This is a genomic window from Paenibacillus sp. 01T431, assembly GCF_056398625.1.
The window spans coordinates 1-23481 of record NZ_JBFTPT010000002.1 but is presented as its reverse complement, the minus strand read 5'-3'; the positions used below and the strand labels follow the sequence as shown (position 1 = coordinate 23481).

At 45.7% G+C, this 23481-nt stretch carries 13 protein-coding genes; 3 read left to right on the top strand and 10 right to left on the bottom strand.

Going from position 1 to position 23481, the window contains the following annotated elements; translation table 11 throughout:
* Positions 1-8 precede the first annotated feature (8 nt).
* The 7 genes from AC1DM9_RS02710 to AC1DM9_RS02680 all read right to left on the bottom strand — a co-directional run bounded on the left by AC1DM9_RS02710 (position 9) and on the right by AC1DM9_RS02680 (position 13629).
* On the bottom strand, positions 9-5516 hold the full coding sequence (locus tag AC1DM9_RS02710) for a glycosyl hydrolase 53 family protein (protein WP_477578407.1): 5508 nt from the start codon (positions 5514-5516) through the stop codon (positions 9-11).
* A 278-nt stretch (positions 5517-5794) separates the two neighbouring features.
* A complete protein-coding gene (gene hflC, locus AC1DM9_RS02705; protein WP_076267445.1) occupies positions 5795-6661 on the bottom strand; it encodes a protease modulator HflC in 867 nt (288 codons plus the stop codon).
* Positions 6658-7728 carry an FtsH protease activity modulator HflK gene (gene hflK / locus AC1DM9_RS02700; RefSeq protein WP_477550968.1) on the bottom strand — a complete coding sequence of 357 codons (1071 nt, stop codon included), beginning with the start codon at positions 7726-7728 and terminating at the stop codon, positions 6658-6660. Before hflK ends, hflC begins: the two co-directional genes overlap by 4 nt.
* Before the next feature lie 152 nt (positions 7729-7880).
* Positions 7881-9944 (bottom strand): alpha-galactosidase, encoded by a 2064-nt coding sequence (locus AC1DM9_RS02695; protein WP_477578405.1) that lies wholly within the window; start codon positions 9942-9944, stop codon positions 7881-7883.
* 70 nt (positions 9945-10014) lie between these two features.
* Positions 10015-11631, bottom strand: coding sequence for an ABC transporter substrate-binding protein (locus tag AC1DM9_RS02690; RefSeq protein WP_477550970.1), 1617 nt, complete (start codon positions 11629-11631; stop codon positions 10015-10017).
* 94 nt (positions 11632-11725) lie between these two features.
* Entirely contained in the window at positions 11726-12613 is an 888-nt protein-coding gene (locus AC1DM9_RS02685) for a carbohydrate ABC transporter permease (RefSeq protein ID WP_076267442.1), read from the bottom strand.
* A 26-nt stretch (positions 12614-12639) separates the two neighbouring features.
* The gene (locus tag AC1DM9_RS02680) at positions 12640-13629 is read right to left on the bottom strand and encodes an ABC transporter permease (protein ID WP_477550971.1); all 990 of its coding nucleotides are present in this window, start codon (positions 13627-13629) and stop codon (positions 12640-12642) included.
* Positions 13630-13825: 196 nt separating this feature from the next.
* On the opposite strand from AC1DM9_RS02680, the gene AC1DM9_RS02675 reads away from it, so the two are divergent.
* The gene (locus tag AC1DM9_RS02675; RefSeq protein ID WP_477578403.1) at positions 13826-15400 is read left to right on the top strand and encodes a response regulator; all 1575 of its coding nucleotides are present in this window, start codon (positions 13826-13828) and stop codon (positions 15398-15400) included.
* Positions 15401-15416: 16 nt separating this feature from the next.
* Complete coding sequence (locus AC1DM9_RS02670; protein ID WP_477550973.1) at positions 15417-17174, top strand: sensor histidine kinase; 1758 nt, start codon at positions 15417-15419, stop codon at positions 17172-17174.
* Positions 17175-17269: 95 nt separating this feature from the next.
* Here AC1DM9_RS02670 and AC1DM9_RS02665 read toward each other — a convergent pair whose 3' ends face one another.
* From AC1DM9_RS02665 to AC1DM9_RS02655, 3 genes are all read right to left on the bottom strand, one after another.
* Positions 17270-20302: a carbohydrate-binding protein gene (locus tag AC1DM9_RS02665; protein WP_477578401.1), complete on the bottom strand. Its 3033-nt coding sequence runs from the start codon at positions 20300-20302 to the stop codon at positions 17270-17272.
* Positions 20303-20502: 200 nt separating this feature from the next.
* Entirely contained in the window at positions 20503-21429 is a 927-nt protein-coding gene (locus AC1DM9_RS02660; RefSeq protein ID WP_339204557.1) for an SPFH domain-containing protein, read from the bottom strand.
* 6 nt (positions 21430-21435) lie between these two features.
* The gene (locus AC1DM9_RS02655) at positions 21436-21864 is read right to left on the bottom strand and encodes an NfeD family protein (RefSeq protein WP_477578399.1); all 429 of its coding nucleotides are present in this window, start codon (positions 21862-21864) and stop codon (positions 21436-21438) included.
* A gap of 141 nt (positions 21865-22005) precedes the next feature.
* Here AC1DM9_RS02655 and uraA point away from each other — a divergent pair, with 141 nt between their 5' ends.
* On the top strand, positions 22006-23307 hold the full coding sequence (uraA, locus tag AC1DM9_RS02650; protein WP_339204559.1) for a uracil permease: 1302 nt from the start codon (positions 22006-22008) through the stop codon (positions 23305-23307).
* Positions 23308-23481: the final 174 nt, after the last annotated feature.

The following is a 23481-nucleotide window of genomic DNA, read 5'->3' as shown; positions in this document are numbered from 1 at the left end:
CTAACTATTTAATGGGCAGAATACATCATTTGAAACAATCTTTCTAAAATAACAGCAGCCTGTGCCCTTGTCGCATGGCCTTTTGGTGCAAATACACCCTGCCCGACTCCGTTGACTAAACCGGCTTGCTGCATCTGTTGAATAGCTTCAACAGCATAATCAGCTATTTGCGCTTGATCAGCAAAAGCTTCGACGTTTGTTAGATTACTCAGCTTTACGTTGACTGCTTTTACAGCACGGTACATCATAACAGCCATTTCTTCACGGCTTATGATATCATGCACACCGAAGCTGCCGTCATCTTTGCCTTTCACAATACCGAGTTTTTGAGCGTTTATGATCGCTTCTGCATACCATGCTCCTTCTTTAACATCCGAGAAGCCTGGTCCATCTCCCTTAGCTGCTGTATCCAAAATCCCCATTAACATATGCAGGAATTGTCCTCTTGTTACGGCATCTGTCGGCTTAAAGGTTTGATCCTCAAATCCGCTTATGATGCCTCTTGCCGCAAGGAACTCAATACTCTGTTGTGCCCATCCGGCCTTAGCTAGATCGGTAAATGAAACAGCCTTATAAACTGCTGCATATTTGCTGAAATGCGATGGACTAAAAGTAACTGTCGCCTTCGCAGCATCATATATCGCGTTTTTTACTATTTCCAGCTTACCATCCTCATTGATGTAAAAAATAACAACGTTATGAGGCTCTTCTCCTTGACGCAACGTATAAGGAAGTTCGATGATGACCTTGTTCTTATCAAAATGAGGAACTTTCACCCCATCGACGGTAAGATTAAAATCATAAACGGTATTGTCGCCTACAGTCTTCTTCACTTCATTGGATAAGGCTGAAGCATCCACTTTAGCAGCTGAAAATTGTACGTTCTTTGATGCTGGGTTGATTACATCCTTGAACAGGTCAGGTGCGAACGAGATCGTTGCAAAGCCAGTTTTGAAAATAACCGCTTGCAGTCCTTCATTTGCTAACTCTGTCATCTGCTTTGCAGCCATATTCGCAATGATGCCTAAGGTTCCCGTTGTCGGCATCGTGGTTACTGTGATGGAATGATCCTTATCATTCTTCAGTCCTTGCCTCAAATCAACATTCACCGCCTGCACTGTTGGTGTAGGCTGCGGTGTCACCGGTGTGGCCGGTGTCGGTGTTGGCTCCACCGGCGTCGTTGGAGTTGGTTCTGGATCCACTGGTGTCGTCGGTGTTGGTGACGGCCCCGCTTCTGCTGCCAGCACAATCGTTACTCCAGATGTCACCTGCTTATCGGTAACAGCCACCTCAGTTACTGAGCTCGTGATATAGCCTGCTTTACTCACAGCAATAGAATAACCCGATCCTTGCGGTATATCTGACAAGGTGAATTCACCTGCAGCACTCGAAACCGCCGCATATTCTACTCCTTCAATGACAGTTTTTACGGCAGCATCCGCCAGCTTGTTGCCTGCTGCATCCTTCACTTCACCGCTGATTGCACCGGTTCCTTCACCTAGAAAACCTACTGCAACCGCATCAACTAAAGCCCAGTTTCCTGCATTCGCGTTTGCATAGAAGCCAAGCGTCAGCTCCCCGCGCTCTACCTTCACAACCATGCTGAATGGCGTCATCGCATTTGTTTTCGGAATATTTAGACGTGCCAGTTCACCGTTCGAGTCCTTGGCGTACATATAATATTCCTTCTGCTCACCGCCATTATAGAACCATGCGGAAACCGTATAATAACCGTTTGCAAGCCCTGTAATCGTCTGATTAGCATCCGATTCATAAGCTCCCGCATGCCAAAGATTTAGTACATAACTTCCATCCTTAGGATTATCTTTCGAAGCAAAGGTTGCATTAGCTGTTCCCGTTATATTCCATCCTGGAAGAGTGTATTTATCGGCACCCTGCTGCTCAAAACCAGCATTGATTAACGGTATTTTCGCAGCTAAAATGATATTGCCAGCTTTTGTTGTCTGACGAGTCGCAACATCAACCGCTGAGGCCGAGCCGTTTAAATATCCTTCTTTGCTTGCCGAAACGGAGTAAGCATTGCCGCCTAATACATCAGCAAGTACATATTGTCCCGCTGCATTCGTCTTTGCGGTATAGGTTTTCTCACCCTTAACTGCAATGACCGTCGCATCTTCAACAGGCGAGTATGAGCTGTCTAATACGATACCTGTTATCGCCCCAAGATTATTCAATAGCGTTAAATGAACATCACTAGTCGTTTCGCCAACTTTAACCGAAACAGGGGATGACTCTGCATTTAAATAACCTGATTTTATGGCAATGACCTTATAGTTGATTCCCGCAGGAATGTTCACTAGTCGATATTCACCAGCTGCATTGGTCAATGCGGAATACACTTTTCCTGCTGCAGCAACGCTAACCTGCGCTTTATCGATTGGTGCTTTGTCACTTCCAATGATCGTACCTGTTATCGTGCCTGAATTTAATGCTAAAGATAAATCAATCGACGAAGTCGTCGACCCAATTGCTACCGAAGCATGGGCAGCTCCCTCGCTAACATAACCTTCTTTAGCAACCGTCACGGTCACGTTTGTAGCAGCAGGCAAATCAGCAAGCGTATACTGACCTGTGCTATCCGTAACCTCGCTGTATACAACGCCATCAATAATCGTACTTACCTTCGCATCAATAACAGCATTATGGTTTTGATCCTTAACGGTTCCCGTAATAGCGCCGCCGATCATTGCAATATTCTGATTCGACGTGAACGTACCCGCTTCCAAGAGGTTAACGGAAATATTTCCGCCTTCATAGCCGCTTTTTGCAGCTGTAATTGCATAGGCTTTGCCGATTGGCAAATCCGGAATGAAATAGTTCCCAGCGGCATCCGATTTTGTCGTCAACATCGTACCATTTACATCAACAGCTATCGTCGCATGAGCGATGCCCTTGCCAAGCGCTCCTCGCACAACACCCGAAATATGTCCAAGCGTCGACCCTTCCGTATTTAGCTTGTAGGCATCATGAGCGGGCAATGCTTTGCCATCAAAATCAAACAAAGTCGTATTTGACACCACGTTCAAATCGGGTTGATCGTCAATTTCTTTAATTGCCCAGCCTACACCCGGCACAGCAATCATAATCGGGTCCCAATATAGATCGCCGATAACTCTGCCATTATCTACGCTCTTCAGACCATTGAATAAATTAATCATAAATTCTTTTTGCCCTTGTGGAGAGCTCGTATCTGCTGGGTAGGGTCCGTTATCGTTTAGCTGGCCTATAGTGCCATTTGGCAATGTGGGATTCCAGTTATATCCAGTCTCCATAATCATAATATCTTTATCATATTTTTTGCTGAAATAATTACAAAACGCAACGATTTGTTCAATCGTGTCATCCGTCCAGAACGGATAATAGGACGGTCCGATAATATCATAAGGGACCTCTCTTGCCTCTATCTCATCAAAAAAGTTTTCATATTTGCTCGTGTTGCCTGCGTCATCCAGATGCAGAATGACCTTTGAGGTCGGAGAAGCCTTCTTAACCTCTTCCGCTCCGGCTTTAAGGAATCTTGCTAGATTAGCCCAGCTCCCTCCAGATGCTCTGCCATAAGGGAACAAAATACCCGATTGCATTTCATTGCCTAACGACACGAACTCCGGCGTCGTGCCTTGGTCTACCATTGCTTCCATAACGTCTAGCGTATATGCACGCAAAAGCTCCTCCAGCTTAGTCACCTTTGCAGCATCGTCTGCCAAATCCTTAATCGCCGTTTGCCATGCGTTAGGGATATTATGCGTAGCGCCGTTCGTCCAGTAATCGCTATAGTGGAAGGACAATTGAATTTGCAATCCTGCAGCTTTTGCACGTTTGGCAAGTTTCAGAATGTCCGCCTTATCCATAATGCCTGCTGGACGGTAATAGCTGCCGTCGCCATGGCCTTTGCCCGGCTCATTATAGACGCGCAGACGTACGATATCGTGGCCGTTTTCTTTCAACAGCTGAAATAAATCCTTCTCATTCCCTTTGCTGTCGTAAAATTTGCCGCCTTGCGATTCTACATAAGTAAGCTCTGAGACATCGCCGCCTTTGAGAAATTTATACGGCTGGTCATCCTTCACCAGCTCGACAAAATCAAGCTTCGTCCAGTTGCCTGCTTGTGCATCTGAGAATAAACCAATCGTCGCTGTTCCATTCGTAACCTGAATGCCGCGCAAATACACCTTTGTCCAGGTACTGCCGATCGGTACCGCAGCTCTCGCCTCCGAGGTGCCATGGTCACGGGCGAATATGTAGCTCGCATGCTGGCCTCCGCCATTTTGCGCCCATGCTGTCAGAGTGTAATACCCGTTCTCTAGTCCCGTAATCGTCTGGGAGGTAGTCACCTTATAATCGTGATCAGAATAATGCGTTAAGCCATAGCTGCTTAAATAGCCCGGTGCTTCCGTATAGGAAGCGTCCATATCGCCTTCCTCTGACCAGGAGCTGATGACCTGAGCTGGTTCTTCCGCTTCGAAGCCCTGATTGCCAATCGCTACGCCAACAGGCTCCAGCTGGGCTTCCTCTTCTTTAACCAGTGAAATCAGATCGACACCAAGCCATTTGTCTGCAGCTCCGTCTGCATAAAAGCCGATCGTAACCTGATTATTTTCAATAACGACTGGTAAGCTAATTTTGGTCCACGAGGATGAGCTGACCGGAATATTCACCTTCACTTCTGCTCTTCCCGTGTTTTTCGCGTACATATAGCTTTGTGTAAAGCCGTCGCCTCTTGCAACCCAAGCCGATAACGTATAGGTACCGTTCTCCAGCCCCGTTGCGGTCTGAAACGTATCCGCTGTATAAGCGTTAGCGCTCCAGTAGTTCAGACGCTTCATGCCGCCATTCTCAGGAGTCCAATCTTTAATAGAGATTGGCGTCTCGCTGCCTTCTGGCCCAAAGCTTGTCTCCCATCCTGTTAAATCCTGCTCAAAGCTCGTATTTTCAAGAGCTCTTGCCGGAGCAGCTTCATCCAAGACGAGCGTAATCAAATCAACGCCCATAAAGTTGTTTGCATTGCCATCCGCATAAAAACCCAATGTCAGCTGGTTGTTTGCAACGACTAATGGCATGCTGATTTGTACCCATGTGCTGCTTTCCGGCACATTTGCTTTCACTTCAGCAAGTCCCGTATCTTTGGCATACATATAGCTCTCATTAAATCCTGCTCCGCGCTCTACCCATGCGGATAACGTGTAAGAACCATTTTTCAAGCCAGTAATGGTCTGATGCGTGTTAGCCGTATAAGCTGACGCGCTCCAATAATCCAATCGTTTGGTACCGCCTCCGATTGGAATCCAGCTTCCCTGGATCGTAATCGGCGTCGTTCCTTCAGCCGGTGTAAACGATGTATTCCACGAAGCAAGATCACTCTCAAAGCTTCCGTTTGACACAATAATCGGCGTGCCTGCTGCATAAACTACAGGCCTATGAACACCAGTAAACAACCCCCATACGATACAAAACATAACAAAAATACTAATGCCCTTTTTACTGCTTCTTCTACTCAATTGGTTCACCCCTTCATCCCTGTTATCGATCCCCTGCGTCAAACACGAACCAAATAAAGCGCTGTCATTTATGGCAATGAAAATCGCTTTATGAGATATTACCTCTTTAACTTTAAAGGATTTGAAGTATACTACAAGCAGTACAAATGCAATATTTATGCAGGTTTGATAGCCTTTTCTATACAAAAAAACAGCATTTTGAGTTTTCACTTTCAAAATGCCGTTAGCTGGCCTTTACAAAAAGAAATCCCCAACGCTGAGGCGAAGGGGATTTCCGGTTATTGACCTAATAGTATTTTTGCATAAGGTGAATCGATAGGCATCATAATAACTGGCTCGTTTTTCAACGTCGTCGCATAGCTCTCCAACGTCCGATAAAAATTGTAGAACTGCGGGTCGCTGCCGTATGCTTTGTTATAAATAACGGCTGCTTCACGCTCGCCCTCAGCGACGATTTTTTTGGCATCAGCCTGCGCTTGCGCTAATAGCTCCGTAGCTGTACGATCCGCTTTGGAAGTAATTTTCCGCGACTCCTCATCACCTTCGGACAAGTAGCGTGCTGCGATCGATTGACGATCTGAAATCATCCGGTTGTATACGCTTTGCTTGTTTTCTTCCGGCAAATCGGTACGTTTAATGCGAACATCAATAACCTCAATACCATAATTATCACGAGTCAACGCCGACACAACATCCTTCGTAATCTCATCGTTAATATTGCCGCGCGCTGTGTTCTCACTAATGATATTATCGTAATTAACCTCTGATAACTTACGGCGAACAGAGTTGTACACGGCCTCATCGATCCGCTGTATACCGCCGCTGACCGACTGCACCGTTCTTAAAAACTGAGATGCATTCGTGATGCGCCACACCGTATAGTTGTCTACTACGATCGGCTTCTGATCCTTCGTTAGAATCGTCGTCGGCGTGCTTTCATATGTCATTTGATATTTCGGCAGCGTCGACACGTTTTCAATAAACGGAAGCTTAAATTTAAGGCCCGGCTCTGGCACAGCTCTCATCGCTTCACCAAATCGAAGCACAACCTTATATTCGCCTTCCTTCACGATATACATCGAGCCTGAGCCCAATATGACAACAACCAGCACAACAATAATTGTTAACCATTGGTTTCTTTTCATTGTGCGTCACCTCCTTGCGGAGCTTCTGCGACTGGCGGCGGCGTTGTTACCGGCGGAGTCGTCGTGCTGCCGCTTCCGCTGCGCAGCAATTCATTTAGCGGCAAATAATTTACGGTATCGCTGTTCGAATTCGTAATAAAGATTTTCGCGTTCGGCAATATTTTTTCAAGCGTCTCCAACACCAAACGACTTTGGGTAACATTCGGATTTTTTTTGTACTCGCCGAATATCGCATTAAACTTGGCAACGTCACCCTCGGCGTTCAGAATCCGAGATTTCTTCTGTCCTTCGGCATTTTCAAGAAGCGCTTGCGCCTCACCGCGCGCTTTCGGAATACGGTCATTCTCGTACTTCGCAGCGTTATTAATTTTTGTGTTTTTCTCCTCGCGTGCATTCGTTACCTCACGGAAGGCCTCAGCCACTTGACCGCTTGGCGGCTCGATATCCTGGAACTTGATATCAATGATTTGTATGCCCGTTTTGTACTTGGACTGCAGCTCAATCAGCTTCTCCCGAACCTTGTCTTGGATGACTGTCTTACCGTCAGTAATGGCGTAATCAAGCTTCTCCGAGCCGATTACTGCACGAATCGAGGAGCTTGCTGCATTCCGCAGAAACTGCTCCGCATCGGAAATATTGTATAAGTAATCATGAATGTTGCTTATCTTCCATTGTACGACTGCATCCGCGGAAACGATGTTTTCATCACCCGTGATCATCATCGCTTCATCATCATTTGGAATGGCTTCAGAGCCCACTTGACGATAACCGATATGAATCCGCTGTGTCAGCTCCGCTTTTACAATTTTGACATCTTGAATCGGATAAGGCCATTTGAAATGCAAACCTGCTGAAGTTTCATTCGAATACTTGCCAAAGGTTAAAATGGCTGCCCGTTCCTGCTCCTGTACTGTGTAAAAGGAGGTTGTTCCTAAATAAATGACGATAACTGCGGCGACTATACCGAATACGATTTTTTTAACCGTACTTGGCTTTAGCTCTGGCGGCCTTCGACCGCTCATACTGTGATTCTCGCCTAGGTTCTGATTTTGATCTGTAAAGCTCAAAGAAATCTCCCCTTCCAAGCATCTTTTATATGGCTATAGGGGATAATACGCGAAAACGATGAAAAAGTAACCGATTTTGTCATATTTTTCTTAGCTTTCGTATTAAATAGCTCATTTCCTGCATTTTACTTGCTATTAATCCATTTTAGTCGCTATTGCGCCTGTACATAGAGCAGCAGCTTAGACTCCGATGGTGCCAGCTCAATGTGATGTCCGTCGCCCTCTGTCACGGCTTGCCCCTCCTGTCCACTCCACAAATCCCGAACGACTAACCCCTTAGAGGAATCTATGCCCATTCTTGCAAATGATGCGTGCAACAAGCTTTCCTTCTCTACTTCAAAATTAAAAGCAGCCACGTAAGTCCCTTCCTCTGCTCGCAACATGAACAGATTTTCACTTTTGTTCCCGCTGCTGCACTCAACGGGACGGAAGGTTACACCTCGTTTAGCTAACGCCATGATTTCTGGATTTGTCATCCATTCCTTGGCCCGCCGAGCTGCCTCCTCCATTCGGTAATCATCGCCGAGCAGAAGCGAGGTACCCGCAATCACCGCACTGTTCAAACGGCTTCTCCCTTCATGCTCGCTAATCGCACGCTGGTTGTCGCTTTTGTAGAGGACAACATGGTCGGGGTCGTTGAAACGATACAAGCTATCGTTAATCCACCAGCCATACGTTAACGCGTTAAGCATATATTCGGTATCATTGATCGTTCCGAATGCATCGCAGGATACACGGCGGCTGTGTGCATAGCCATGCGGAAATAACGGAGCAATAGACAGATTAATTAAGAACGGTCTGCCAATTTTCTCAGGATTCAGTGTCTCACGTACACAAGCCATACCTTTGTTGTACGCCTGTATTCCTGTTCTTATATCGGGGTCATAGAATACGCCTTCCATTGCGCCATGCGTCAGAAAATCCAGCTTAACATAATCAAAGCCCTGCTCTACAAAGCTCTCCAGCCTTTTTCTAATTCGCTCCAGCGCGACTGGATGCGATGGATCTATCGCAAATGCGCCATCCAGCTTCGGCAGCGGCTGTCCAGCTGTATCCTTGATCAAGATCTCACGGTAAAGCACTGCTCCATCTGTTCCTTCTACCGGCGTATCCGGATCGTTGCCCCAGAAAGCGAATGGCGTATAATAAGTGCCCGGCTTTTGACCGTTCGCTTTTACCCGTCTTAGCGCATCCTTTAGCTGCTCTTCCGATAAATTGTCCCAGAAGGAGTCGAAGTTGACATAAAGGCTTCCCTGATCGTCAGCAAAGCTGTTTTGCTGCAATTGTTTGGAGAAGAAATCAGATGTATACGTATACACATCATAATCAAGCTTGCCCATGACGGCTGACCAGCTGTTCCAGCCCATCGGTACGCCGCCTTCCCAAGGAAGTGCTGGTGTCAATACGGCATTCGCCTTGCCATACACTTCAAGCCCATCGCGGTAATCCGAGAACGCACCTACAAAAATCGTCGGAGAAACAATGCTTTTACCGCGAATTGTTCCGTGTGCAACTGTATCTCTCGTCTGCATATCAGCGGCTCCGCCATAAACGCGCAGCCTGCCCAGATCCTCAGGGAACGTACCTTCTACAACAATGCCTGTTTTCCAAGTATCATGTGTGACTGATCCAATAACAAATCCGTTTCTGCTTTGCGCACGATAAATGGCGGTTGTCTCATAGCTGTGTACGCTGCAAGGAATAGCATGTGAGGCAAAACGAACCCATTTGTCATTATCGAATGGAACGAATAACGCCCTGATTTCCTCGCTGGCACCTGCTACTGCCCCAAATTGTGCAATACTTCCATCATTTAAATATGCGGCTAGCGGCGTGATTTCATTCGTCTCCCATTCGAGCTCGCTTTCCACTTCAAGCTCCATTAACAAATAAGGCAGCTGCTCGTACATACGGAAATGCTGACGCATGAATGGCTTGCCAAGCTCTTCATGCTCAAAGCTCCAGTGCACCCCTTTGCCAAATCCATCCTCAATGGCGTGGGTAGACGTTTCGTTTACAACATGCTTGCTGTAAAAAGTAGAGCGAAGCTGCTCCAAACCATAACGCGCTTCGGCATAAAGGCCAACCAGCGCCGCGCCGCTGCCCCACTGCAGCGATACATGACCATCCGTCAAATTTACGGTTGCCTGAATGACTCCATTATGAACAACATATTCCTCCATGCGCTGCTCCAGCTCGAATTGCCCAATCTTCATCGCTCATCCGCTCCTCTTTTATAATGGAAGAAGGCCGGCAGCGCCGGCCTCCATCATGCTTGCATTATGTTTATTTCCAAAGTTCAACACGATTTTTGTAATTGGTTGTATAAATCGCTTCAACCTTTGCATCTCCAGCAGCCTTCATGTCACTAAGCATTTTATCAAAAATGCTGTTTGCTTCTTCAGGAGACTTCGCCATAATCGCTTTCGTCAGCCCCTGCTTCACAATATCATTAACCTTCTGCTCATTCAGTGCTTCAGGCGTTCCTCCCTGCGGCCCAAGGCCATCGAAGAGTACGGAGTCATACACCGAGTCAGACAAGTTTTTGAGTGCCATCTTATCAACAGCGCCACGTTCGAAGCGGCCCGCTAAGTCATAAGGTGTGCCGTCGGAACCATTGCCGTTTTTGATAAACCAAGTCCATTTGCGAATGCCTGATTCCTTTGTATAGGCATTCCAATCGTCTTTAAAGCTTTGCAGCACTTCTGGACGCGGCGTATGCTTGCCATCCTTCATATCCCAGTGCTGGCCTTCAATTCCCCACATCAACAAATATTGTCCTTCTTCGCTCGCTAGGAAGTTCATAAATTTCATCGTGCGTTCCGGGTTTTTATTTTTCTTCGTAATCGTAATCGCATCCCAGCCAAGTGAGCTGCGTCCGCCGTATGTCGTTTTTGCAGGATCTACGCCATCTGCTACAACCTTGTAAGGGAACAGCTGTGATTCTTCACCACGATCCTTCTTCAGAATCGTGTTTGCACCTCCAGCATCCCAATACGCGCCTGTTGAAGCAAATACAGAACCAGTCGCCAATTTTTGTTCCCAAGCCTGCTTTTTGTTAATCGCCCATTCCTTATCGATCAGGCCTGTCCTGTACAAATCATTCATGTACATAATCATTTTGCGGTATTGCGGGTCTTTCACATCAAACTTCAGCTCACCATTCTCATCATAGAAAGGCAGCATGCCGAACATACCTTTGAAAGTGCCTAGTGTACCGCCAAAGTTTTCTCCATCCATCGATAGAGCAATCGTTTCTTTACCGTCCATCGTAGGATATTTCGCTTTAAAATCAAGCAATAGCTGCTTGAATTCAGTTTCCGTGAAAGGCACTCCGCCTTCTGCTTTATCAGGAGCCAGCTCCTTCAAAATATCTTTACGCATATTGAAGCCAAATACGGGCTCATTCTCAAACCCATACCAGTTGGAAAGGTAATAGTTTTTACCGTCTTTATAGCGCGTTTTGTTAAGCACATCGCCATACATTTTTGCTACATCTGGGCCGTTTTTTTCAATCAAATCATTTAGTGGAATGATAGCACCCGACTCAATGTATTTGTTAACCAAATCACTGCTTCTCTCAAACATGATGAGATCCGGCAGATCATCACTTGCAAGCATCAGATTCAGCTTCTCCGCTGGATTGCCGGTTGGCTGCTGAATTTCTACTGTAATTCCTGTCCGCTTCGTAATTTCTGCCGCTACCGCGTTGCTGAATTTATCTCCCGTATTTTTATCGAAAAAGGTTATGGTCAGTGGTTCGTTAGACTTGTCATTTCCAGCGCTATTCTCGCCAGCACTCGAGTTTCCGTTTTCTTTAGCATTATTGGAGCCGCAAGCTGATAATACGGAAATGACAACGATCATGCTTAAAAATAATACGATCCATTTTTTAGTACGCATAGTATAAATCCCCCTCTTAAGTGATTCTATTATAGTACATTTTTATCCCTATTTAAGCGTGATCGGCATCACCTCCAACAAAGTTCCCGCTTCATTAGCTTTTTACTGCACCAAGGGTCATGCCTTTAACAAAATATTTCTGTAAAAATGGATAAACCATTAATATTGGAAGCGTTGCTACCATAGTTGCCGCCATCCGAATCGTATCCGGAGACACGGCCAGTCGTTTCGAAGCATCAGCGAGCTGCTGCGCGTCGCCAACCATGGAGCTGGTTTGATACTGGTTCAAGATTTTTACAAGCACGGCCTGAAGCGTCTTAAGATCAGAATTATACGTGAACACGTAGGAATCGAACCAAGCGTTCCAGTGGCCAATGGCCGTAAACATGCCGATCGTCGCGAGCACTGGTGTCGTTAGCGGCAATATAATTTTGAAGAAAATTTGCATGTAATTAGCGCCGTCTATTTTTGCTGATTCATCCAGCTCCTGCGGAAGCTGCTGCATGAAGGTTCGTACAATAATCATATAAAAGACGTTCATCATGCCCGGTAAAATAAACACCATAAAGCTGTCAATGAGATGCAAGCTTTTGAGCACCATATAATAAGGAATGAGTCCGCCGCCAAAATACATCGTGAACACAAAATACAGTGACCAGAACCGATTTCCAACGAGCTCGCGTTTACTTAGTGAATAGGAAAGCATACTAATGACAATAACCGCGAGTGGCGTTCCGATTAGCGTCCGCAGCACCGTAACTTTAATGGCCGTCCAAATCTCGCTATCGGATAAAATTTGCTTATAGCTGGCTAGGCTGAAATCTCTTGGCCACAAATACAGATTTCCTCGCAGCGTATCTTCAGCACTATTGAACGAAATGATAAATATGTTCCAGAAAGGATAAAAGGTTACGATAAAAACCGCGATGATGAATAAGTAGACGATCGACATAAACAGAAAATCATTTTTAAATTTTGCCATGAAGTGTTCTCCTTTTCTTGTTTGTCCTAGAACAACGACTGTTCATTCATTTTTTTGGCCATCTTATTGACGCTTAGAACAAGGATAAACGCGACGACCGATTTGAATAATCCAACAGCTGCTCCGTAAGAGAACATTCCGTTTTGCAAACCATATTTGTACGTGTACGTGTCAATAACTTCCGAATATTGGAGCACCGTATTATTTTGCATCAAAAATTGCTGATCAAAACCTGCGTTCAATATTCCGCCTACCGCTAAAATGGCAAGTATGATAATGGTCGGTTTAATAGACGGCAGCGTGATGTGCAGCATTTGCTTTAATCGGCTTGCCCCGTCTACCTTCGCCACCTCGTACAGCTCCGGGTTAATAGCTGAGATAGCGGCCAAATACATAATGGCGTTAAAGCCCATGTCCTTCCATGTGTTGGAGAAAGCGATAATCCACCAGAACAGCGGACCATTTTGCATGAACTGAATCGGCTCATCGATGATGCCAAGCCCCGTCAACAAATTGTTGATGACACCGCTTGAAGAAAGTACCGTGATAATAATATTTGCGGCAATGACCCACGAAATAAAATGAGGCATGTAAGATACTGTTTGAAACGTCCGTTTGAACCAGCCATTGCGCATTTCATTAATCATTAAGGCAAGAATAATCGGCATTGGGAAACCGAATAACAGAGATAGAAAGCTTTGTGCCAGCGTATTGCGCATTACTCTGACGAAATCGCCATTCGTAAAGAAGTAGTTAAACCACTCCAGCCCTACAAACTCTGTTGTAAAAAACTGTCCAAAAAACGATCCTCCGCCTGGCGAGTAATTAATGAAAGCCATGTATAAGCCAAACATGGGAACGTAAGAAAATATGAGTGTGACGATTAAAGCCGGAAGCATGAGCACAAATAATAGCCGCTGTTCCTTCAATCTGTCCCATACATTTGAATTTCCAATGCTGCGCTTCTTTTTGGGTGGAACAGATTTACTTGATTCCGCTTTCATTATGGATTCCATTTAATAACCTCCTGCCAATCTTGCGTTGCTTAGTGACTTCATTATAGGTCGGCCGCCCTGCCCATTCTATACAAGCATTTACCGATTTGTAACGCAAAACGACACACTTCCATATGCTCCATTGTTGAAATGCGGTATTGCAGATAAACTAAATAAACATTCAAAAACAGATACATGATAAAAGGTGGGAACAAGCATGTACAGCATTTTGATAGTGGATGATGAAGCCATTGAGCTCGAAACGATGGAGCATTACGTGCCATGGGACAAAATCGGCATTACGGTCGCGGGGACGGCGCGAAATGGAAAGGAAGCGCTTAGCAAGCTGGCTGAGTTAAAGCCTGACATTATTTTGACAGATGTCCGTATGCCCATTATGGACGGGCTGGAATTCGGAAGAAGAGCAAAGCAAATCGATAAGAACGTAAAAATCATATTTTTGAGCGGACATAACGAGTTTCAATATATTAAGGCAGCGCTGAACATTGAGGCGACTGGCTACTTGTTAAAACCGATAGATATGGAGGAACTGATTGCGTTAATTGAGAAGGTAAAGAAAAAATGCGAGGAGGAACAGTTGTCAGATCAGGGCGGAGAATGGCTGCGTGAAAAATGGATGACCCGTATTATACGCGAGCCGAATGAAGAGATGCGAAAGGATTGGATTCGGAAATGGGAGCTTAGCTCATCTGATTTCAGTGCAGGCAGGGAGTTTGCAGCCTTTTATGCAACGATAGATGCGCCGGCAGACTATCCGATTTCGGCGCAGCCAGCAAGCGAAGCCTCTCCCGATAGAGTGGAGCTATTGCGGACTATTGCCCGGCAGTACCTCGATTCCTTTATTGTTGTTGAAAGCGAGCCGCATGCTTTATTCGTTCTCTTTCAATGGCGAAATGAGCAGAGAGCCGCAAAAGCTGCAATGGATTTCTGGGAGAAGTTCCGAGAGGAGCTCTCCCTCTCCTTCGGCGCACAAATTACGATAGGATTATCCTCGCCGCATACCGGGTTTCATCTTATTTGGGATGCGTACTTGCAGGCGCGAGCTTGCAATGAAGAGAAGTTTTTCAAGCTCGGCGGAGCCGTCATAACGCCGGATGATTTATTGCCTACCAAACAAACGGATGATGATGGCGAGCAGCTTGCAGCTCGGCTTGCTTCCGCCTTGCAGTCTGGAGACGCCAAGCAGGTAACCATGCAATTAGAAGCGCTCTTCTCAACGATTCGCGTGGAACGTATTCATCGAAATTTCACTATCCGAGCCATTATTCGGCTAATGGCTGCATTAGAGCAGCATTTCTCCATGCTGCTTGCAGGCTCGCTCAAGGACTTGCTGCTTGTGGACCATTGGAAGGAAATTTCATCGATGAGTTCATCTTCACAGATTCAAGCTTATGTCATGCACTTCTGCGAAGAAATAAGAAAGGCTTTAAGCGAAAGAGATGTTGACCGCAATCAAGCCGTAGCCGACCAAATCGTTAAGCTTATTAGCGAAAGGTATCATTTGCCGCTTACAGTCGAGGAGATTGCCAAGGAGGTCTACTTATCACCCAACTATATTCGAAGCATTTTTAAAGAAAAAATGGGTGAGACGATTCTTGATTATATAACGAAGGTTCGTATGAACCGGGCAGCTGACTTGTTAAAGGACAAATCCCTTAAGGTGCGTGAGGTCGCTCACAGCGTCGGGTATGAGAACGTCTCTTATTTTTGCTCCATCTTCCATAGGCACAAAGGCAGTACACCTAATGAGTTTCGGAAAATGTATCTATAGGCTGGAGTGAGAGCGCATGAAAAAGGTAACCGGCTGGCTGACGAGGCCTTTTAACAATTTGCGGCTAAGAGAAAAGCTGTTTGTCATGTTTTTACTCGGGGCCATTATTCCTTTAGTGTTTTTTGTTCTATATTCTTATCAGACGATTAAGAGCGAGCTTTCTGACCAAATGTACACGAACTCCGTTGCGTCTGTTGCTCAAATCAATTCAAATTTAGAAAATAAGCTGGATACGTACACAAAGCTTTCAGCAACTCTTTATTTAAACAATTCGCTGCGCGCTTACTTAACGAATAACTATACAGAGGAGCCCTCTCTGTTTGTTGATGCCTATCAATACATTAATAACACCTTTTCGAATATGCTGACTACAAATCCAGATATTCATTCCATGTCTATTTATATTAATAACGATTCGCTACCAGCTGACGGCATTTACATTAAACGAATGGATGATGCGTTCAAACGGTCGACTACGTACCGCTCATTGCTTAACAGCTACGGAAATGTTCGGTTTGTAGCAACGCCCCCTGTTGTTGACCAGCCCTCCATGTTTACGCTGACACGCATGCTTAATATTAGCAATCTAGACAATGCCTATGGAATTTTGACCATCAACATTTTGGAATCGGATATTTTCCGTTTGATGGAGAAAGAAACATCAGAGAAAACGATATTAATCGTTAATGATAGCGGCCTTATTATGTCCGCTAAGGACAAAAACATGTTAAATCGTCCGCTTAATCAATTTGTGAAGGAGAAATTTCCGAGCGCCAGAGAAGGAAGATTCGACAGCAGCTTTAATGGAGAAAAAATGCTAGTCGTCTATAATACGACCAAATTCGGTTGGAAAAGCATCTCGCTGGTCCCTTACAGCAGCTTCCTTACCAAAGCGAATAAAACAGCTAAGCGGATTTTAATTTTTGCATTAATCAGCTTTGGGCTTATGACGCTGTTCATCTACGCCACAGCCAGACAATTTACGAAACGCGTCGATTATTTAGTCGGCATGATCCGGCGCATCGAAAGAGAGGAGTTCGATCTCTTCGACATGAGGCCGCTTGGACGCGATGAAATTGGCCAAATCGGAAATGTGCTGCGGAAGATGGCGCAGCGGCTCAGCAATTTAATTTCCGACGTATACAAGAAAGAAATCGATAAGCGAGAAGCCGAGATGAATGTTCTGCAAGCGCAAATTAATCCGCATTTTTTGTACAATACACTCGCCTCCATATCATCGCTTGCCATTCGAAATTCTGATCAGCGAATGAACAAAATGGTTACGGATCTAGCAAAGTTTTACCGAATTTCGCTCAACAAAGGGAAAAACAAACTTTCAATCCATGAAGAAATTCAGCTTACCCGCTACTACGTTGCCATCCAGCAGGTGAGATTCGGCGAACTCATTCGCGTGCATTATCAAATCGAGGAATCCGTACTGCCCTGCCCAATCGTAAAGCTAACGCTGCAGCCATTCGTTGAAAACGCGATGAACCATGCCATTTGGGACGACACACTCGGAATTAACATTATGATAAAGGCTTATCGCGACGGCCATGACATCATTCTCAAAGTTATCGATGACGGCATGGGCATGCATATGCGCGGCCATAGCGGAGAAGAGCTGCCGGTCAGCAGCGACAACTTGTCTGGTTATGGCATTCGAAACGTCGACAATCGAATTAAACTTTTGTACGGCGAATCATATGGCGTCTCTATTTACAGCAGGCTCGGAATTGGCACGACGGTAACGATAAGAATTCCTGGACGTTAAAATGCTAGACAATAAAAAACCCCTCAAGCACTATTGCTTGAGGGGGTTTTCGGTTTCACAGCCATAGCTGCTTAGTCATGATTCTTGCTGCTGGTTTATTTTACGGTGATTTTGTAAAGCTTCGATTGCGCGCCATTCAAGTCCACCTTAAGTTGACCTGCTGCCTGACTGGATGCATTCGTCCATAGGTCCGTAATTTTTACTTTGGAGGTCGATGGAATGCCAACACGCGCAAAATCTACCGTTTTCGACACAGGGGCATTCGTATAGTTAAATACAGCAAGATAATAATCTTTCCCTTCTTGCATGATGAATGTATCCGCAGCCCCTGTACCTGTGTTGCCCTCGACAGGCTTGAAAGCCTGGCCTTTAAGTGCAACCTCATTCACTTGCTTGTTAGTGAGCAGCTTCTTCATCAATTCTTGTGCTGCCGGATTGCTGACATCGTCTGAGCTTAGAAATACAGTACCGGAAATAGCCGCTGAATTGACCCGAGACTGTGCGGCATCAAACGAACCGCCCTTCACAAGCGTCATATAATCTGGATCGGTATACGGATAGATCGTTCCGTTCTGCCACCAGCCATAGGTAAGATTGTTTAGCTGATATTCCGTGCGGCTCAGTGAGCCGTCAATATCACATGAGATCCGTCTTGCGTGGGCGTATTGACTCGGAAATAAAGGAGCAATAGAGGCGCTGATGAACATTTTTCCGCCAAGCACCTTATTGATATGAGCCATGCCTTGATTGTAAGCCTGAATGCCCGTTTGAACATTAGGGTCATAATGTTTGCCCTCGAAGGAGCCATGGCTTAGGAAATCGATTTTAATATACTCATATCCGTAATCAAGAAACCGTTTGAAATAATATTCGATCCGCTGCTTAGAGCCGGGATGAGTCGGATCGATCGCGTAGGCGCCGTCTACTTTCGGCAGCGGGCTACCGCTTTGATCCCGCAAAATAATATCTCCATACGTGTATTTCCCATCTGTACCCTCTACAACCTGACTCATGTTATCGCCCCAATAAACAAAAGGGCCATAATAAATGCCGGCTTTTTGCCCGTTTTTGTTAATAACCTTGACTACTTGCTTCAGCTGCTCCTCAGACAGATTATCCCAATAGGAGTCCAAATTAATATAAACATTGCCTTTGTTCGAGAAGGAATTTTTCTGCAAATTTTTCTTGAAGAAATCAGACACTGCGACTACTTTATCGTAGCTTAAATCGCTTTCGTAAGCGCCCCAGCTGTTCCAGCCCACAGGCACACCCTTTGGCACACCGTGCTTAAATGCAAGCGGCGGAGCAACTGCAGCGTTCGCTTGACCGAAGCTCTCAAGGCCCTGGCGGTAGTCGGAATAGTAACCAACGAGAATTTGCGGTGAAGTAATCGTCGTTCCCGTTACCTTTCCATGTGGAATCGTATCATGCGTCGAGGTAGGGGAAGAGAAACCGCCGTATACCTTGAGCTTGTTTAAACGATTATCAGAACCGCTCCAATAGATTCCTGTTTTCCATTTATCATGTGTGACTGAACCAATAACCAATCCATTTCGGCTAGTATTATCATAAATAGCTGTCAATTCTGAGCTGACATAGTTATTGTTGTTCAGACTTGTATTCATCGTCCGCGCTTGGTATCTAGACCACGCGTCATTATCGAACGGAGCGACCAGCACCCTATTATCCGAGTAGCTTCCAATATCGATTCCACCCTTGGCATTAAGTACAAGAGGAGCCATATCATTCGTACTGAGCGTGTCTTTACCCGTTACTTGTTGACTAATTAGAAAATAAGGCAAACGCTCATAGATTTGATAAATTTGCTTCATCGTCGGCAGGCCGGACTCACGATTCTCAATCGTTACCCGAATGCCTTTGCCATGACCGTCATTTATTTTCTCAATTTTTTTCATGGAGAACAAATGCTCAGCGTAGTCTTTGCTGTCGAGCTGCTTGTCCAATTGGATACTGCTGTACAACCCTTTGGCGATCGTCTTGTTGTTCCATTCGAACGCTGAAAGTCCAGACTCTGTGTTATAAATGATTTTGTAGACGCCGTTTGTTAAAGTGACGCCTGACTTATGCTGCTCCACTTTAATCGAGCCAAATTTGCTGGAATCGATTTGGTTGCCAATATTGCCGATCCCATCCACATCACCTGGATTCTCACCTGGTGCCTGCGAGCTGATGATTTCGATTTTATCAATATCCGGCGACCATCCGCCATTATCGTCAAATAAAATAGTATTGCTGCCCGCTTGCAACTGTACCTCAATACTGAACACGCCAACCGTATCCCAATTCGCAGTCGCAGGCGGGGAATAGGTCTCTTTCTCGCTATTGTTCACACGAATGGAAAATGACCGAGGATCGCCGGAAATATAGCTCACCTTTAAGGTATATATCCCCTCTGCTGGAGCAGCAACCTTTTGGAAAAACAGCGTTGATCCGCCCCAAATGTCGCCTACCTTTTTTCCACCGGAGCATTTAGTTTCCGCTTTGCAGGATTTTACAGCAGAATTGCCGGCTAGCTTATTGTCCGGTCCTTCCGCTTCATACACTTGTCCGCTTCCAGCAGGCGGTTCATTCGGATCTGTGCCCGGACCTGCATTCAGCAATTTCAGCTCGATCTTGTCGATATCCGGCGCGTATCCGCCTTCATCATCGAAACGAATGACGTTCTCGCCTTGACGAAGCTCCAGCTGGATCTCGTAAGTCCCTCGCGTGCTCCAATCTGCCGTTTTCGGCAAATCATAATGATCGGTTCCGCCGCCGTTCACACTGACGGCTAGTGATCTCGGATCGCCCGATATGTAATGCACCGTCATCGTATAGATCCCTTTAGTATCCACATTCACTGCGTTGAACTGCAAAGCAGAGCCGCCCCACAGACTGCCTACAAGCTTATTGCCTGAGCAGCCAACCGCAAGCTCGCAGTCCTTAACCTCTGCTTTACCGCTAAGCTGATTAACGGCTGCCTCAGCCTCATAGGATTGGCTGTTTACAGCAGCACCCGGCGTCTGAGCCTCAGCAACTATCGTATTCGCACCGACCGCCGTTTGGAATAACACAAGCAATGCAAAAATAATGGACCAACCTTTCTTGAATTTAAAACTACTCAACATTATTTCCTCCTCTTACTCGTTTAATATAAAGCGCTTTCTTTTTAAGTTTAAGGGTGAATCTCATGTTGAACTATCCAAGAATGTTATGATTCATACTGCAAACCCACTGACTTTAGAAAAATATAATATCGGATGGCAAAAAAAATATCCCAAAAGCAGAATACACTGCTCCTGAGACATTTTTTTTGCAATCACTATATTTATTTGCTCGCTTTAAGCATTTCCCCAATAGCTCCAATGCTGCCAAGTGTATCGATTGCCCGTGTTGGAATGAACACTTTATTCGCAGCTCCCTGAGCAATATCGGATAATGCCTCGAGCGAGCGGTATGTCAGCACATTCTCATCTAGTCCCGCAGAGCGTATAAGCTCAATTCGATTTTTCTCAGCTTCAGCGATGGATTGAATCGCCTTCGCTTCACCAAGCGCTTCCAGCTCCTGCGCATGGCGTTGACCCTCGGCTTGACGGATTCTAGCTTCCTTATCGCCTTCAGCCTTCAATATTTTACTTTGCTTGTCACCCTCTGCCCGCAAGATCATATCCTGCTTCGCCGCCTCTGCATCAAGCACCATTGCTCGTTTGCTTCGCTCCGCCTTCATTTGCTTATCCATTGCATCTTGGATGTCCGCTGGCGGCTGAATATCAATAACCTCTACCCGCTCGATACGCACGCCCCACTTCTCTGTCGCTTCATCCAGCGCGATCCGAATGTCGGTCGATATTTTCTCACGGCCTGATAAGGTTTCATCAAGCTCCATTTTACCGATAATTTGCCTCATTGTAGCTGTGCTTATATTTCGCACCCCGTATACATAATCAGATATGCCATATGTAGCCTGTTCTGGGCCGGTCACTTGATAAAAAATAATCGTATCGATTTTGACCTGTACGTTGTCCTTCGTTATGACCGTTTGCGGCGGAACGTTCGCCTGCTGAATACGCAAATCATGATACGTTCGTACATGATCAATAATCGGAATTAGAATATTAACTCCCGGCGTAAGCAGCCGGTTAAACTTTCCTAGGCGCTCGACAACGCCTATCCTTTGCTGCGGTACGATTTTGATCGATAATGATACAAAAACGACAACGATAACCAATAAAATAATAGCAATAATATAACCCATATCTAGTTAGCCTCCCCATTTCTCAACTTGAAGCACTGCACTGCCGCGACTGACAACCCTAACTGTATCACCCTTCAATAACCGTTCATTCGATGCTGCACTCCACGTTTCATTTCCCACCTTGACGATACCGGGAACATCTGCCGCAATATCCTCAAGCACAATTCCTTGTTTGCCGACGAGCTCGTCCACGGCATCCTTAAAACCTTTTGAGGAATGGAAACGACGAGTAATTGGACCTGTGAAGATAGTCAAGATAAGGACAATGATACACCCAGCCACCATCTCCACGACAAATGAGCCCGGCCAAAACCAATCAATGACAGCAGCGACTATAGCACCAATCGCAAGCCAAAGCAAATAAAATGTAAGCGTCAGCATTTCCACGACGATCAGTATGCCAGCGAGAATAAGCCATATCACCCACAATTCCATCCTTTCACCTCCCCTTCTTCATTAATGTATTCGTATATGACCAGCGTATGATAAGAAAACACTTGTCAAACCCCGCTTCACTATGTAGAATCAACAAGGGTCAAAAATAGACAACCTATTAAATTGAAGGAGCTTATTCTCATGAAAAAAGCAATTGGGGTTCATGAAAGACCGCCTGCCCTGCAAAGCGCACTGCTAAGCTTGCAGCATTTATTTGCTATGTTCGGCTCTACCGTGCTCGTACCGAATATACTCGGTGTTGATCCGGCAATTTGTTTGCTTATGAACGGAATCGGAACACTTCTTTATCTCTGGATATGCAACAATAAGATTCCAGCATATCTCGGTTCCAGCTTTGCATTCCTCGCTCCAGCAGGCGCCGTAATCGGCGATCAAGTGGGCGGAGGCAGCTATGCCGCTGCATTAGGCGGATTTATTATTTCAGGCGTTATCTTTACGATTGTCGCTCTCATCATTCAAGCAGCAGGCACCGGCTGGATCAATGTTGTATTTCCTCCAGCAGCGATGGGGGCAATCGTCGCGATTATCGGTTTAGAGCTCATTCCAGTTGCTGCTCGGATGGCAGGCTGGATTATTCCGACTGATGCCGATCCTGCCGTCGTATGGAGCCCGGATCCAAAGATCGTAATCCTATCTACCGTCACCCTTGCCGTAACGGTGCTAGGTTCCGTCTTATTCCGCGGATTCATGCGCATTATTCCGATTCTGATCGGTATTACTACAGGTTATGTACTCGCTCATTTCATGGGCTTCACTGATTTCAGCAAGCTCGCTGAGAATAGCTTTGTTCAATTGCCGCATTTCACTTTCCCTGAGTTCCACTGGTCGGCGATTATTGCGATTGCACCTGCGTCGCTTGTCGTCATTGCCGAGCATATTGGGCATTTGGTTGTTACGGGCAATATCGTAGACAAAGATCTATCGAAGGACCCAGGTCTGCACCGCTCCATGCTGGGCAACGGTATTTCCACCATTCTATCAGGTTTTGTAGGCTCTACGCCGAACACGACCTACGGCGAGAACATTGGTGTTCTAGCGATCACAAAGGTTTACTCCACCTTTGTCATTGGCGGCGCGGCTGTCATTGCGATCGTCCTTTCATTCTCTGGTAAATTCTCTGCACTTATTTCCGGAATTCCAACGCCAGTTATGGGCGGTGTATCCTTGCTGCTGTTCGGTGTTATCGCTGCTTCCGGCTTCCGGATGCTCGTTGAGTCCAAAGTGGATTACAGCAAACCGACCAACCTGTTTTTGACAACCGTCGTTCTTGTGACTGGACTTAGCGGCGTAAAGCTTACAATCGGGGACTTCTCGCTTACTGGGATGGCGCTTGCAACCGTAGTAGCTATTATACTTAGTCTATTGTTCAAAGTATTTGACGTACTTAAGCTATCCAACGACCACGAATCATCAGGTCACTAAACAATAAAGACGGGGCCTCCTAGGAGCAATGTCATTAAGTTAAGGTGCAGGATCAAAAACCATAAATAAAGAGTAGGTTATCAAAAAGATAGCCTGCTCTTTTTTTTTGAAAAAGTGAAATAGGACTTGACACGTAGATGGAAATGTGTGGCGAAGCCCCTTGAAAAAACGAGG